Genomic DNA, 13,404 nt, shown 5'->3' on the forward strand with positions numbered 1-13,404 from the left:
AATAGATCGTCTGCGGCGCTACAGCCGGTGCTGGAGGAGCGCCCTGGTCGCGGCGATCCTCCCTTCGTCGCGGCGATAGAACGTCCACTGCTTGATACGCTTGCTGCGCAGAAGGCCGGCCTGGGTCAGCACCCGCATATGCTCGCTGAGCGTCGCCTGGGTGATGCCAAGCTTTTCCGCAATCAGCAGCGCGCAGACGCCGTCCTCGACCAGATCGCCATCGGTCTGCGGCGGAAAATGCGCGCGCGGATCCTTCAGCCAATCGAGGATTTGCAGCCTGCGCTCGTTGGCGATCGCCTTGAAGACATCAACCTCTTGCATTTAGCCATTTTGCTAAGTTACTAAGTGATGTCAACCCTTGGGAGCAGACCATGCTGAACGGCAATAGCATCACCCGCGAACGCATCGCCGCAATGGAGCCGCGCATCCGGCCCTTCGTGCGTCACACGCCGGTGCTGCGCGTCGACATGGCCGATTTCGGCCGTCCGCCTCTTGGCGTCGACCTGAAGCTCGAATGCCTGCAGCATTCCGGCTCGTTCAAGGCGCGCGGCGCCTTCACCAATCTTCTCGAGCGGCTGGTTCCCAAGGCTGGCGTCGTCGCCGCATCGGGCGGCAATCATGGTGCCGCGGTCGCCTACGCTGCCATGCGGCTCGGCCACAAGGCGACCATCTTCGTTCCCGAAGTCAGCCCGCCGGCCAAGCTGGAACGCATCCGCGGCTATGGCGCCGAGCTGGTCGTCGGTGGCGCACGCTATGCCGAAGCGCTGGCCGCCAGCGAAGACTTTGCCGAAGGTCCGGCGCGCTGCAGATCCATGCGTTCAACCAGGAGGAAACGCTGATCGGGCAAGGCACGCTCGGCCTTGAGATCGAGTCCGACCTGCCTGAACTCGACACGCTGCTGGTCGCCGTCGGCGGCGGCGGCCTGATCGGCGGCATCGCCGCCTGGTTTGCCGGCCGCATCAGGATCATCGCCGTCGAGCCGGAGGGCGCGCCGACGCTTCATCGCGCCTTCGAGGCCGGCCGGCCTGTCGATGCGCCGACTGAGGGCATCGCCGCCGATTCGCTGGCGCCGAAGCGCGTCGGCGAAATGATGTTTCCGATCGCCGAGGCCTTCGTCGAGCGTTCCATACTGGTCAGCGACGACGAGATCATCGCCGCACAGACGGCGCTTTGGGACCGGGTGCGAATCATCTCCGAGCCGGGCGGCGCCGCGGCCTTCGCGGCGATCCTGTCGGGCCGCTACGCGCCGGCTGCGGGCGAGCGTGTCGCCGTGCTGGTCTGCGGTGCAAACGCCAATCCGGGTAAATTCTGACGATAGCGGGGGGCAGTCCTGTTCACGTTTTAGGGAACTGCCTCGCCTTCGCCGTGTTTCTTGGTATGTTTGGAGCGACGTGCATCTAAGACTTTGAGTCCTTCGCATCCGATTTTCGGGCCGGTGCGATAGATTTGTGAGGTTCGGGTTATCCCGCCCGAACAGGAAGGGCCGATGACGCAACGACCCACCTTCACCAGCGATCGCAGCCTGGCCGGGCGCCTTGCCCTGAGCCGGCTGGCAACGCGGGTCTCGATGACGGTCGAGCGTGGCTGGCCGTTGCTGCTTCCACTCGTCATCGTCGCCAGCCTGTTCCTCAGCGTCTCGTGGCTCGGCCTCTTCCTTCTGCTTCCCGACATGGCGCGTATCGGTCTTGTGGCTGTGTTCGCCATCGCAGCCCTTGTCGCGCTCTATCCCCTGCGTTTCTTCCGGGTGCCGTCCAATGCCGAGATCGATCGGCGAATCGAGGCGGCCAACTTATTGCTGCACAGCCCGGTGCTGGTGCAGACGGACCGGCCGAGCGGCAGGGAGAGCATTTTTTCGCAAGCGCTGTGGCGCGAGCACCAGAAACGCATGGCCGAAAAACTCGGCAACCTCGGTGGCGACCTGCCACGCACCCGGGTGCCGGAGCGCGACCCGTGGGGGCTGCGCGCCGTGGCGGCGCTTGTGTTGGTCACGGCTTTCGCCTTCTCGTTCGGACCGTCGGGCGGCCGCATCGCGGACGGGTTCAGTGCCCACGCGGCGCGCGACGCCGTGCCGCCGCGCATCGACGCTTGGGTGACGCCGCCGGCCTACACCGGCAGGGCACCGGTCTTCCTCACTTCCCCAGCCCTCGCCAACCCGGCCCTCGCCAGCAATGCCAATCGGGCGCCATCCACCTTCACCGTTCCGGAAGGCAGCGATGTTTCGCTGCGCGTCACCGGCGGCTCGGGCGAGGAAACGCTGAGCTATGCCGACGCCGACGGCAACGCCCGCACCATCGAGCCGGCCGGTCAGCAGGCCGACGCGGCCAAGCCGGCGGCGGCAACGCCCTCCACGGCAACGCCCTCCACGGTGCGCCAGTTCACCGGCAAGCTGACGGCCAACGGCACGCTGACACTGAACTCGGGCGGCGACGAACTCGGCAGCTGGGCCTTCGCGGTGATCCCGGACAAGCCGCCGCAGATCCGCTTCGTCGGCGAGCCGAAACGCGCCGTCAACGGCTCCTTCGAGCTCAATTACCAGATCGACGACGACTATGGCGCGGCCTCCGCCAAGGCGGATTTCGTATTGGCCGACCCACCGGCGCCGAATGCGCATCCGCTCTATGGCCCGCCCGAAATGCCGCTGACGCTGCCGCGCCGCGGCGTCAAGGGGAATGCCGCCAAGACCACGAAGGACCTGACCGAGCATGTCTGGGCCGGCGGCGACATCAAGCTCAGGCTTGTCGCCACCGACGATGCCGGCCATACGGCAACCAGCGAAACCAGGACCCTGGTGATGCCGGAGCGGCCATTCTCCAATCCGCTGGCCAGGGCCGTGATCGAGCAGCGCCGCGCGCTGGCGCTCGACGCCAACGCCAAGAGCCGCGTGCTCGACCTGATGGATGCGATCACGCTCAGGCCCGAAGACACGTTCGACAATATGGCGCACTACCTCGCCATCATGAGCGCCCGCACCCGGCTGAAGATGGCCGACAGCGACGACAAATTGCGCGACGAGGTCGCCTATCTCTGGGAGATCGCGCTCGGCATCGAGGAAGGCAATCTTTCGGATGCCGAGCGGCGGCTGCGCCAGGCGCAGCAGGCGTTGCAGGACGCGATCAAGAACGGCGCCAGCGACGAGGAAATCGACAAGGCGATGAAGGAACTGCGCGAGGCGATGAACCAGTTCCTGCAGGAATTCGCCCAGCGTGCGCAGCAGAATCCGAACGCTCCGCAGATGCAGCAGAACGGCCAGGAGCTGCGCCAGAGTGATATCGAACGGATGATGGACCAGATCGAGAATCTGGCGAAGTCCGGCGATCGCGACAGCGCGCAGCAATTGCTTTCGCAACTGCAGGACATGATGAACAACCTGCAGGCCGGACGTCAGCAGCAGGGCGGCCAGCAGAACAGCGAAATGCGCCAGCAGATGGACAAGCTCGGCGAGATCATGCGGCGCCAGCAGGAGATGATGAACGAAACCTTCCGCATGGACCAGATGCAGCGCGGCCAGCAACAGCGTGGGCAGAACCGAGACGAGCAGCTCGGCGAGAACGGCGAGCAGGGCCAAATGGGCGAACAGGGCGAGCAGCCCGGCCCAGGCGAAGACCGCGATCCGCTCGGCCGGCCGAAGCCGATGACGCCGGAGGAATTCGCCGACGCGCTGAAGCAGTTGCAGGAAGGCCAGGGCAAACTGCAAAGCGAGCTCGACCAGTTGAGAAAGGGTCTCGAAGGTATGGGGCTCGAGCCCAATGAGGGATTTGGCGAGGCCGGCAAATCCATGGGCGATGCCGAACAGGCGCTTGGCGACAGCGATGGCGATCAGGCGGTCGGTCACCAGGGCCGCGCGCTGGAGGCGTTGCGCAAGGGCGCCAAGGACATGATGAAGCAATTGCAGGCCATGCAGGGCGACGAGGGCGACGGCCAGCGCGGCGGCCGCCAGCAGAATGCCGACCGCGATCCGCTCGGCCGGCCACGCGCCACCGAGGGTCCAGATTTCGGCGATTCGGTGAAGGTGCCGGACGAGATCGACGTGCAGCGCGCCCGCCAGATCCTCGACGCGATCCGCAAGCGGCTCGGCAACGCGCTCAGCCCCGACATCGAGCGCAGCTATCTGGAGCGGCTGCTGGAGCTGAAGTAAAGCCGGCCTGCTCTAACGGTTGGTGAACGCCTCGCGGATCGCCTCTTCCATGCTGGCGATGGCCTCGCCGGAAGCGTTCGGATTGCGCCGCAGCACCACGTTCGAGGAATCGATGTCGCCGAATCCGTCGGCGGCGGTAAGCTCGCGGCAGCCGGCCGGGATGTTGCTGCGCGAGATCGGCGCAATCGCCAGCCCGGAGGTGACGGCAAGCCGCAGGCCGCCATTGGTATCGCTGGTATAGGCGACACGATAGGCGAGACCACGCTGTTCCAGCGACTTGATCGCAAAATCCTTGCACCAGCCGGCGCGATTATAGAGCGCGATCGGCACCGGCCGCTCCTCATGCATATGGTGCAGCTCCGACGTCACCCACACGGTCGGATCATGCATCAGCACCTCACCGCCGGAGAGGTCCTGCCATTCGAACACCACCGCCAGATCGAGCTCGCCGGCGGCGAGCGCCGCGATCTGCGCACCGGAATGCGCGTAGCGGACGGTGATGTCGACCTGAGGATGGCGCTTGGCAAAGGCGCCGAGAGCGCGCGACAAGATCGCGTGGCCATATTCCTCCGGAATGCCGATGCGCACCGGTCCGCCAAGCGGCGTCGCGACCATCGATGCCGCCGTCTCGTCCAGCAGCGACACGATGCGGCGGGCGTTGACGATGAGTTCGCCGCCGCGGCGCGTCAGCGCCACACCCCGCGAGCCGCGCTCGAACAGGCTGTCGCCGACCATATCTTCGAGCTTCTTCATCTGCATCGAAACCGCCGACTGGGTACGGCCGGCCTGCACCGCAGCCTTGGTGAAATTGCCGGCGTCGGCGACCGCGACGAAGGTGCGCAGCAGATCGCTGTCGAGCGTGGGCTTCATTTGTCCGCCATAAGAAAATCTGATCGCTGGCATCATTCCAATTCGTTTGCAACATGTCAAACGGCGGATAATAGTCGCTTCACCCATTGGATATGCGGCTGCGAAATCGGCTGCGGACCAAAAAAGTCCTCACTCGTACCCGCTGCCCGAAATGGTGGCGGGTTCTTTTTGATGCAGGTCGCCCAAAAGCATGTCCTCGGGCCTGACCCTGGGCCTGACCCGAGGGTGCGAAGCGGTTTTGGGCGATATGCATAAAACAAAGTTACGCAGGCCCGGCTCTCGGGCCGCGCACGCAAGGAGCCGTCGAACGACATGCAGAACCGGATCGTCCTCGGCATGGCAAGCCTTTGCCTCGGCGTTCTGGTGTTCTCGCTCCAGGATCCGCTGATCAAGGCCGTATCGGGCACCTATCCGGTGACCGAGGTGATGGCGATCCGCTCGATCATCGCCCTGCCCATTCTTCTCGTGCTGGTTCATGCCGATGTCGGGCTCAGGGCGATCTTTTCGAAGCGGTTTCGCATGCTGACGATGCGCGCCTTGATCCTGTTCACCTCCTACACGCTCTACTACCTGGCGATCGCCGCCCTGCCGCTTGCCGACGCGGTGGCGCTCTATTTCATGGCACCGCTGTTCATCATGGCGCTTGCCGGCCCCTATCTCGGCGAACGGGTAGCGGGGCAGACGCTGGTCACCGTCATGGTCGGCATGCTCGGCGTGCTGGTGATGCTGCGACCCGGCGCCGGGCTGTTCGACTGGGCGGCGCTGCTGTCGCTGGCCTCGGCGGTGCTGTACGGTTTTTCGCAGTTGATGGCCCGCAAGATCGGCGACACCGAATCATCCACGGTCATGGCGTTCTATCAAAACGGCGTCTATCTCCTGGGCGCTGCAGCGGTCGCCGGGCTGTTCTGGCTGTCAGGAATAGCTCATGCCACGCATCCGAGCCTAGAATTCCTGGTCAGGCCATGGATCTGGCCGACGTCAATCGACTTCCTGACGATGGCCGCCTGCGGCGTCGTGGCTTCGGCCGGGATGATCTTGTTGTCGCAGGCCTACCGGCTGGCGCCGGCCAACGGCGTCGCCACCTTCGAATACACCGGCATCATCTGGTCGCCGCTGTGGGGCTTCCTGTTCTTTGCCGAAGTGCCGCGATCGACCACCGTCATCGGCGCCGCCCTCATCATCGGCGCCGGTCTGTTCGCGCTCAACGCCAGCCGGCGCCGGAGCAGCGCGCCGGCAATCGCAGCGACCTGCGATCCGGCCTGACCGCGCGGAATCTTAAACAAAACAGGCGAGCGCCTGTTCGACGCGCGCGCGGATTTCGGCCAGCGTGAACGGCTTCTGCACGACGTCCACAATGACGCCGTTCAATTCCTCGGCGCGCTCGCGCTGGTCGGCATAGCCGGTCATCAGCAAGATCTTCATCGCCGGGAAAAGCGATGCAGCCGCCTTGGCCATTTGGATGCCGTCCATCTCCGGCATCCGGATATCCGAGACGACAAGGTCGTAGCCGCCACGTGCAGCGCGGATCAGGGCAAGCCCTTGCGCGCCGTCGGCGGCGATGTCGATCATATGCCCGGCGCGTTCGAGCGCGCGAGCGGCGAGGGTGCGGACGGACTCATCGTCCTCAACGATCAGGAGCTTTGCCATAGCCGAATGTTGGCGTGGAAAAGTTGACTTTTCCTGAACCGCAACCGCATCGAAGATAAATCTAGGCGTCGCCCTTTACGACGCCGACAAACGGCAGTTCGCGAAAGGCGTGGGCCACATCCATGCCGTAGCCGACGACGAAATAGTCGGGGCAGTCGAAGCCGACATAGTCGGCGTTGAGCGTGGTCTGGCGGCGCATGCGCTTGTCGAGCAGCACGGCGATGGCGCAGCTTTTGGCGCCGCGCGACAGCATCAGGTCGCGGGTGAAGGACAGCGTCTTGCCGGATTCGAGGATGTCGTCGATCAACAGCACGTCTCGGCCGGCGACCTCATTGTCGATGTCGCGCAGCACCCTCACCTCGCCGCTGGTGGTGCCGGCGCCGTAGCTGGAGATGAAGATGAACTCGACCTCCGGCGACAGGCCGACATCGTGCATGGCGCGGATGAGGTCGGCGGCGAAGATGAACGATCCCTTCAGCACCGAAATCACCAGAAGGTCGTGATAGTCGTGCCCGGCGATCTCCTTGGCGAGCTCCAGATTGCGGCGGGCGATCGCCGACGCCGAAAACAGGACCTCGATATCCTTGCCGCGCACAATTGGCATTGGCTGCCCTTCCAGAAATGATCGCCGCTAATTGGCGAAGGTGACCGAGACGGTCTTGACCCCGTTTCTAGGCACGTCGAGCCGGCTGGAAAAGCCAAATCTTTCGCCGGGCGCCAGCGAACGGTTAAATGTCGCCAGCCTATAACGGGTTGTGCGCCTGTCATTGCCGGTGACCCGGACTTCCAGCGGTGGCAATGGCGACGGGCTGGCGCCGTCATTCGCGGCCTCGCCACCGACGAACAGGACAGGTTGCGGCCCGGACGCATCGATACGCGACGTAACGCCTGAAATGGTCAGGGCAGCGCCCGCTTGTCGCGCCGCCAGAAGAAGCGGCGTCTGGCGCACCAGCGCGTGCCCGCCCGAGATCCAGAAGGCTGCAAACGCGGCACTGAGGCCGGCGATCCAGAAGATCGGCCCGCCGCGCGACGCCCGCAGCCGTTCCATCGCCGCTACCGGCTTGCGCAGCATGTCCATGCCTTTGATCGATGGCGTGGTGATCACGCGCAAAAGCGGCGGTGAAACGCCCGTGCTGGCGGTTAAACGCGGCAGCACCTCGTAGTCGGCGTCGACGATGTCACCAGGCGGATCACGCATGATGCGTTCCGGCGCAGGATTTGCGGCCGTATCGGTCATGATTTCGCCGGAAACCGGGCGCGCGGTTCGATCGTCAGCCATCGCGGCCTCAGCACTTCGCACTTGTTCGCTCTTCGTTTCTTATGCGTAAACGGAAATGGTTAACGTTTCCCCCGGAAACCCCTTGTGACGCGCCCAAAAAACCCCAAAATTAACCGCCGGTTAACCATGCCGGCCGATGGTCTTTTCTCAGAGAAGGCTGCCTCGTCGCCGCCGCAAGTTTCAGGTCGTCGAACGTGATCCGCTTCGAAAATGTCGGCCTCCGCTATGGCATGGGTCCGGAAATCCTCCGCGACATTTCCTTGCACATACCGGAGCGCTCCTTCCAGTTCCTGAGCGGCCCTTCGGGCGCCGGCAAGACGACGCTGCTGCGGCTTTTGTTCATGTCGCTCAAGCCGACGCGTGGGCTGATCACCATCTTCGGCAAAGACCGCTCGCGCATCTCGCGCGCCGAGCTGCCGCATCTGCGGCGGCGCATCGGCGTGGTGTTCCAGGACTTTCGCCTGCTCGACCACATGACGACCTATGAGAATGTGGCCTTGCCGCTGCGCGTGCGCGGGCGCGAGGAGGCCAGCTACCGCACCGATGTGACCGAGCTCTTGAAATGGGTCGGTCTTGGCGAGCGCATGCATGTGCTGCCGCCGGTGCTGTCGGGTGGCGAGAAGCAGCGCGCCGCAATCGCCAGGGCGCTGATCGAGCAGCCCGAAATCCTGCTTGCCGATGAGCCAACCGGGAATGTCGACCCGCCGCTGGCGCGACGCCTGTTGCGGCTGTTCATCGAACTCAACCGGCTGGGCACCGCCGTGGTGATCGCAACGCACGACCTCGGCCTGATGGAACAGGTCGACGCACGCCGCATGATCCTGTCCGGCGGAAGGCTGGATATCTATGACTGACCTTTCCGCTCGCCATGTCGAAGACCAACACGCTGACAGGGCTGGGACGCAGCGCGTTCAGCGCAAGATGGCGCCGATCGTGCCCGCCCAGAACATCGCCGGCCGGGCGCTGGTCCTGGTGATCGCCATCATGACATTCCTCTCCTGCCTGACCTTCGGCGCGGTGACGCTGGTGCGCGACACCGCCTCGGTCTGGGAGAACCAGATCTCACGCGAGGCGACGATCCAGATCAAGCCGATGGACGGCCTCGACATCGAGGCAGCACTTGCCCAGGCCTCGCAGATCGCCGGCGAATTCCCTGGCGTGAAGAGCGCCAGGATCGTCGACCGCGATGCCACGGCGCGGCTTTTGGAACCCTGGCTGGGTTCGGGTCTCAACATCGACGAGCTGCCGGTGCCGCGTCTGATCATCGTCACCATAGACGAGACCAACCCTCCCGATTTCGCCGCAATGCGCGCCGCGATCACGCCGAAACTGCCCAGTGCCTCGCTTGACGACCATCGCACCTGGGTCGACCGGCTGGTCGCCATGGCCCGCACCACGGTGACCATCGGCATCGCCGTGTTGGCGCTGATGCTGGCGGCAACCGTGCTGACCGTGGTGTTCGCGACGCGCGGCGCCATGGCCGGCAACGGCCACATCATCGAGGTGCTGCATTTCGTCGGCGCCGAAGCGCGCTTTATCGCGCGCGAATTCCGCCACCACTTTCTCGTCACCGGCATGAAGGGCGCCGCCGCCGGGGGTGCGGCGGCGGTGTTCGTCTTCATCGTCTTCTCGTGGTGGTCGTCGCGAAACATGGCGACGCCGCAGGCCGATCAGGCGACCGCCCTGTTCGGCAATTTCGCCATCGGTTCGGCGGGCTATCTCGGCGTTGTTCTCATGGTGCTGGTCATCGGTGCGCTGACGGCGGCAACCTCCCATGTCACCGTCGTCACCTATCTCAGCGACATCGATGTCCGCCAGCCGGACGCAGGGTGATCACGAATAGAGAATTAGCGTAACGAAATTTGTGCTTTCCGACCTACTAAACGCCGTATTTCGGAGTTAACGATAAGGACGATGGACGCGCGCGACTCGACCGGAATGGCTGGACAGTTGCCCTTGGTGATCACGCGTTCTAGCGAGCGCGTCAAGCCCCGCCGATTGGCGAGCGCGCTACGCATCTCAGCTTTCTTTCTGCTCGTGCTGGCAACGTTGTTTGCCGGCGGCTTTGGCTGGTTCGCCAGCACCGTCAGCCGTCTCGCGACGCCCGCCAATCCGGCAAGGGCCGATGCCATCATCGTGCTGACCGGCGGCCATTCGCGTCTCGACGCGGCCATGGGCCTGCTGGCGTCCGGCAAGGGCGAGCGGCTGCTGATCAGTGGCGTGCATCCTTCCGCCAGCCGCCGCCAGCTTCAGGTCGCGACCCGCGGCGACAAGGAATTGTTTTCCTGCTGCGTCGACATCGACCGTGCCGCGCTCGACACGATCGGCAATGCCGAGGAAAGTGCCAAGTGGGTGGAAGACCACGCCTATGGCACCGTGATTCTCGTCACCAACAACTATCACATGCCGCGCAGCCTGCTGGAAATGGGCCGGCTGCTGCACAAGGCCAAGCTCGAGCCCTATCCGGTGGTCAACAGCAATCTTGGCAATGGCGGCTGGCTGACCAAGCCGAGAGCCTTGCGCGTGCTGTTCACCGAATACAACAAATATCTGCTGGCGCTGGCGCGCGGCATCGTGCCGGTCAAGCCAACGCCAACCGGCATCGCGCTGGCCGAGGCTGTTGCGCCGAACTGAGCCGATCTGGAACCGGCAGCGCTATCATTCCTTGAGCGTGGCGCTTGAGATGCTGCGCAGCCGCGCGATCTCGTGTTCGAGACGTTCGATACGCTTGTCCCGCTCGGCCAGCGCCGCCGCCACATCGGCCGCTTCGAAACGCTGTGGAATGTGCTGCGGGCAATTGGAATCCCAGGCCGAAACCGTGAACAGGATGATCTGCTCCGGGCGCGCCTTGTAGCCTTCCGGCATCAGCTTCGCCATCAGTTCGGCGTCCTGTTCGACGACCCGTGCGCTGCCCCAGATCTTGATGCGCTGCCGATGCGCATAGTCGATCAGGAACAGGAAAGCCCGCGGGTTGTCGTCCAGATTGCCTTGGGTGATGAATTGCTTGTTGCCGGAAAAATCGGCGAAGCCGATCGTCCGCTCGTCGAGCACCTTGAGGAAGCCGGCCGGCCCGCCGCGATGCTGGATGTAGGGCTGGCCCTCACCATTGGCCGTCGACAGGCAGACGCTGGTCTGCGCCTCGATGAAGGCGGCGAGATCGGGCGTGATATCAGCTGGCCAGCTGCCGCGCTGTTCGACGCGGGCATAGGCCTCGCGTGAGCCTTTGCGGGCCTGGATCGCCTTGACGGTTGGCGTAAAGGCGACATCGCTGGTGAAGAGGTGAGCATTCATGGAAAGCCTCCTTCAAAGGCCGAGTTCCGATAGAGAGGGATGACCGTCCGGCCGGCGGCCAAGCGGCCAATGATATTTGCGGTCGGCCTCGAGGATCGGCAGGTCGTTGATGCTGGCGATGCGCAGGCGCATCAATCCAAGCTCATCGAACTCCCAGTTCTCATTGCCGTAGCTGCGAAACCACGAGCCGCTGTGGTCGTGCCATTCATAAGCGAAACGCACGGCGATACGGTTGTCGCGGAAGGCCCAGACCTCCTTGATGAGCCGGTAGTCGCGTTCGCGACCCCATTTGCGTGTGAGGAATGTCTGGATAGCCTCGCGCCCTTGCAGGAACTCGGCCCGGTTGCGCCAGCGGCTGTCGATTGTGTAGGCAAGCGCGACCCGTGCCGGATCACGGGAGTTCCAGGCATCCTCAGCCATGCGTGCCTTCTGTGCGGCGGTCTCGGCGGTGAATGGCGGGAGCGGCGGGCGGCTTTCAGACATGGGAACTCCTTGCGACTGACTCAGGCTGCCCTGCGGGCAGAAACGACCGGAAAGTCGATTTCCGTCCTGGCGACCTCATTGACATAGTTGGTCCAGACATTGAGAGCGACATGCTGGACGATCTCGATGATCTGCGCATCGTCGTAGCCTGCGAGCCTGACGGCGCTGAGATCCTCGTCACCGATATGGCCGCGGTCGCGCGCAATCTTGGTGGCGAAACGCACGGCTGCGGCGGCCTTGGGATCGTTGGAACTGCCCGCGCGATTGGCGACCATTTCGGCATCATCAAGCTTGGCGAGATTCTTGCCGAGATAGGTGTGAGCGGAAAGGCAGTAGTTGCAGCCATTGACCTCGGCAACCGCCAGAGCAATGCGCTCGCGCGTCGGCGCGGGCAGTCGGCCTTTGGCAAGCGCTCCAGACAGGCTGAGATAGCCTTCAAGCGCAGCCGGGCTATTGGAAACAAGCCTGAAGAGGTTAGGCACGACGCCGAGTTGCTTCTCGACGGCATGTAACATCGGCTGCGACGCAGCAGGCGCGGCCTCTATGGACGCTGGTGTAGGGATACGGGGCATCGGCATTCCTTCTCGTTGATCAGCTCGCCGCCAAAACATGGCCCCTTCCATCGCTCGGATGTAGATGCCATATTTGCAACCTATCCTTCCATTTTCCGGGAGAAATATGGATCGCCTCGAGGCCATGTCGCTTTTTGTCGCCGCGGCGGAGGCCGGCAGCCTTTCGGCCGCCGGACGCAGTTTCGGCATCCCGCTTGCAACGGTCAGCCGCAAGGTCTCCGACCTGGAGCGGTATCTGAAGACGCGTCTTCTGAATCGCTCGACGCGGCAGCTGACGCTGACCGACACAGGTCACGCCTACCTCGCTGCCTGCCGTCGCATTCTCGACGAGGTCGGCGAGGCCGAGCGGACTGCCGCCGGCGAATACAGCGCCCCGACAGGCGAACTGATCATCACCGCACCGATCGTCTTTGGCCGCCTGCATGTGCTGCCGGTCGTCACCGGCTTCCTCGCTGCCTACCCCGACGTGACTATTCGGCTGATGCTTGCGGACCGGATAACCCAGTTGACCGAGGAGCACATCGATCTCGCCGTCCGCATCGGCCAGCTTCCCGACTCCAGCCTTGTGGCCACCCGCATCGGCTCGATCCGGCGCGTTGTTTGCGCGAGCCCGGCCTATCTGGCCGAGCACGGCACGCCGGAGGCGCCGAAAGACCTCGCGGCACACAACTGCGTCACCTTCGAGGGGCTCACGGCTCCCGCCGCATGGACTTTTGCCACGGGCAAGACCGACCTCACCGTTCCGATCCGCTCACGACTTCGGGTCAACACCGCGGAAGCGGCGATCGATGCCGCGATTGCCGGCATCGGGTTAACAAGGGTGCTTTCCTACCAGATCGCAGCTGCAGTGCGGTCGGGCACCCTCCGCACCGTGCTGGAGGCATTCGAGCCGCAGCCATGGCCGGTCAGCCTGGTGCATGCCGGCAATGGCCTGCTGCCGGTGAAACTGCGTGCGTTTCTCGATTTCGCCGCCCCACGCCTGAAGAAACGGCTGGTGCAAGAGACGTGGCAGGCCTGACGAACGGGCCGCGGCTTCATCAAGGCGGATCGATCTCCGGCCATCGCACGGTTTCCTTTTTGCCCGCGCTTGGTGTAACCAACGCACACCTCCTCACCGGGCTCTTCCT

14 protein-coding genes and 1 pseudogene are annotated in these 13,404 nt (G+C 64.2%); 7 read left to right on the forward strand and 8 right to left on the reverse strand.

From position 1 onward, the window contains the following. Window positions 1-18 precede the first annotated feature (18 nt). Window positions 19-321 carry an ArsR/SmtB family transcription factor gene (locus AC0L2K_RS24215; protein WP_128168720.1) on the reverse strand — a complete coding sequence of 101 codons (303 nt, stop codon included), beginning with the start codon at window positions 319-321 and terminating at the stop codon, window positions 19-21. A 50-nt stretch (window positions 322-371) separates the two neighbouring features. On the opposite strand from AC0L2K_RS24215, the pseudogene AC0L2K_RS24220 reads away from it, so the two are divergent. Continuing rightward, window positions 372-1,312: pseudogene (locus AC0L2K_RS24220) on the forward strand (threonine/serine dehydratase). A gap of 174 nt (window positions 1,313-1,486) precedes the next feature. Next, entirely contained in the window at window positions 1,487-4,135 is a 2,649-nt protein-coding gene (locus AC0L2K_RS24225; protein WP_128176072.1) for a TIGR02302 family protein, read from the forward strand. 12 nt (window positions 4,136-4,147) lie between these two features. On the opposite strand, the gene AC0L2K_RS24230 is transcribed toward AC0L2K_RS24225, so the two are convergent. Continuing rightward, entirely contained in the window at window positions 4,148-5,005 is an 858-nt protein-coding gene (locus tag AC0L2K_RS24230) for a LysR family transcriptional regulator (RefSeq protein WP_128168723.1), read from the reverse strand. 312 nt (window positions 5,006-5,317) lie between these two features. On the opposite strand from AC0L2K_RS24230, the gene AC0L2K_RS24235 reads away from it, so the two are divergent. Beyond that, complete coding sequence (locus tag AC0L2K_RS24235; protein WP_287229574.1) at window positions 5,318-6,268, forward strand: DMT family transporter; 951 nt, start codon at window positions 5,318-5,320, stop codon at window positions 6,266-6,268. Between the two features lie 12 nt (window positions 6,269-6,280). Here the strand turns inward: AC0L2K_RS24235 and AC0L2K_RS24240 are convergent, their stop codons facing one another. From AC0L2K_RS24240 to AC0L2K_RS24250, 3 genes are all read right to left on the reverse strand, one after another. Beyond that, on the reverse strand, window positions 6,281-6,652 hold the full coding sequence (locus tag AC0L2K_RS24240; protein WP_127316022.1) for a response regulator: 372 nt from the start codon (window positions 6,650-6,652) through the stop codon (window positions 6,281-6,283). A 61-nt stretch (window positions 6,653-6,713) separates the two neighbouring features. Beyond that, on the reverse strand, window positions 6,714-7,256 hold the full coding sequence (gene hpt / locus AC0L2K_RS24245) for a hypoxanthine phosphoribosyltransferase (protein ID WP_023797214.1): 543 nt from the start codon (window positions 7,254-7,256) through the stop codon (window positions 6,714-6,716). 27 nt (window positions 7,257-7,283) lie between these two features. Continuing rightward, on the reverse strand, window positions 7,284-7,931 hold the full coding sequence (locus tag AC0L2K_RS24250; RefSeq protein WP_128168725.1) for a hypothetical protein: 648 nt from the start codon (window positions 7,929-7,931) through the stop codon (window positions 7,284-7,286). 194 nt (window positions 7,932-8,125) lie between these two features. Here AC0L2K_RS24250 and ftsE point away from each other — a divergent pair, with 194 nt between their 5' ends. The 3 genes from ftsE to AC0L2K_RS24265 all read left to right on the forward strand — a co-directional run bounded on the left by ftsE (window position 8,126) and on the right by AC0L2K_RS24265 (window position 10,565). Next, on the forward strand, window positions 8,126-8,785 hold the full coding sequence (gene ftsE, locus AC0L2K_RS24255; protein ID WP_023797212.1) for a cell division ATP-binding protein FtsE: 660 nt from the start codon (window positions 8,126-8,128) through the stop codon (window positions 8,783-8,785). Beyond that, window positions 8,778-9,764: a cell division protein FtsX gene (locus tag AC0L2K_RS24260; RefSeq protein ID WP_128168726.1), complete on the forward strand. Its 987-nt coding sequence runs from the start codon at window positions 8,778-8,780 to the stop codon at window positions 9,762-9,764. Before ftsE ends, AC0L2K_RS24260 begins: the two co-directional genes overlap by 8 nt. An 81-nt stretch (window positions 9,765-9,845) precedes the next feature. Then, entirely contained in the window at window positions 9,846-10,565 is a 720-nt protein-coding gene (locus AC0L2K_RS24265) for a YdcF family protein (RefSeq protein WP_128246093.1), read from the forward strand. A 24-nt stretch (window positions 10,566-10,589) separates the two neighbouring features. On the opposite strand, the gene AC0L2K_RS24270 is transcribed toward AC0L2K_RS24265, so the two are convergent. Genes AC0L2K_RS24270 through AC0L2K_RS24280 form a run of 3 tightly spaced genes read right to left on the reverse strand, consistent with a single transcriptional unit; the run spans window position 10,590 to window position 12,277 of the window. Next, window positions 10,590-11,222 carry a pyridoxamine 5'-phosphate oxidase family protein gene (locus tag AC0L2K_RS24270; protein ID WP_473532514.1) on the reverse strand — a complete coding sequence of 211 codons (633 nt, stop codon included), beginning with the start codon at window positions 11,220-11,222 and terminating at the stop codon, window positions 10,590-10,592. A gap of 12 nt (window positions 11,223-11,234) precedes the next feature. Continuing rightward, on the reverse strand, window positions 11,235-11,705 hold the full coding sequence (locus AC0L2K_RS24275; protein WP_023797208.1) for a nuclear transport factor 2 family protein: 471 nt from the start codon (window positions 11,703-11,705) through the stop codon (window positions 11,235-11,237). Between the two features lie 20 nt (window positions 11,706-11,725). Further along, entirely contained in the window at window positions 11,726-12,277 is a 552-nt protein-coding gene (locus tag AC0L2K_RS24280) for a carboxymuconolactone decarboxylase family protein (RefSeq protein WP_023797207.1), read from the reverse strand. Between the two features lie 106 nt (window positions 12,278-12,383). Here AC0L2K_RS24280 and AC0L2K_RS24285 point away from each other — a divergent pair, with 106 nt between their 5' ends. After that, window positions 12,384-13,295 carry a LysR family transcriptional regulator gene (locus AC0L2K_RS24285; RefSeq protein ID WP_473532515.1) on the forward strand — a complete coding sequence of 304 codons (912 nt, stop codon included), beginning with the start codon at window positions 12,384-12,386 and terminating at the stop codon, window positions 13,293-13,295. The last annotated feature ends 109 nt before the right edge of the window (window positions 13,296-13,404 follow it).

The organism is Mesorhizobium sp. WSM4817, from assembly GCF_055811135.1.

Excerpts from the sequence above, each read along its gene's own strand:
- AC0L2K_RS24280 (WP_023797207.1), bottom strand. The coding sequence starts at position 12,277 with ATGCCCCGTATCCCTACACCAGCGTCCATAGAGGCCGCGCCTGCTGCG.
- AC0L2K_RS24265 (WP_128246093.1), top strand. The coding sequence starts at position 9,846 with ATGGACGCGCGCGACTCGACCGGAATGGCTGGACAGTTGCCCTTGGTG.
- AC0L2K_RS24230 (WP_128168723.1), bottom strand. The coding sequence starts at position 5,005 with ATGAAGCCCACGCTCGACAGCGATCTGCTGCGCACCTTCGTCGCGGTC.
- AC0L2K_RS24225 (WP_128176072.1), top strand. The coding sequence starts at position 1,487 with ATGACGCAACGACCCACCTTCACCAGCGATCGCAGCCTGGCCGGGCGC.
- AC0L2K_RS24250 (WP_128168725.1), bottom strand. The coding sequence starts at position 7,931 with ATGGCTGACGATCGAACCGCGCGCCCGGTTTCCGGCGAAATCATGACC.
- AC0L2K_RS24215 (WP_128168720.1), bottom strand. The coding sequence starts at position 321 with ATGCAAGAGGTTGATGTCTTCAAGGCGATCGCCAACGAGCGCAGGCTG.
- AC0L2K_RS24275 (WP_023797208.1), bottom strand. The coding sequence starts at position 11,705 with ATGTCTGAAAGCCGCCCGCCGCTCCCGCCATTCACCGCCGAGACCGCC.
- AC0L2K_RS24260 (WP_128168726.1), top strand. The coding sequence starts at position 8,778 with ATGACTGACCTTTCCGCTCGCCATGTCGAAGACCAACACGCTGACAGG.
- AC0L2K_RS24285 (WP_473532515.1), top strand. The coding sequence starts at position 12,384 with ATGGATCGCCTCGAGGCCATGTCGCTTTTTGTCGCCGCGGCGGAGGCC.
- AC0L2K_RS24235 (WP_287229574.1), top strand. The coding sequence starts at position 5,318 with ATGCAGAACCGGATCGTCCTCGGCATGGCAAGCCTTTGCCTCGGCGTT.
- hpt (WP_023797214.1), bottom strand. The coding sequence starts at position 7,256 with ATGCCAATTGTGCGCGGCAAGGATATCGAGGTCCTGTTTTCGGCGTCG.
- AC0L2K_RS24240 (WP_127316022.1), bottom strand. The coding sequence starts at position 6,652 with ATGGCAAAGCTCCTGATCGTTGAGGACGATGAGTCCGTCCGCACCCTC.
- AC0L2K_RS24270 (WP_473532514.1), bottom strand. The coding sequence starts at position 11,222 with ATGAATGCTCACCTCTTCACCAGCGATGTCGCCTTTACGCCAACCGTC.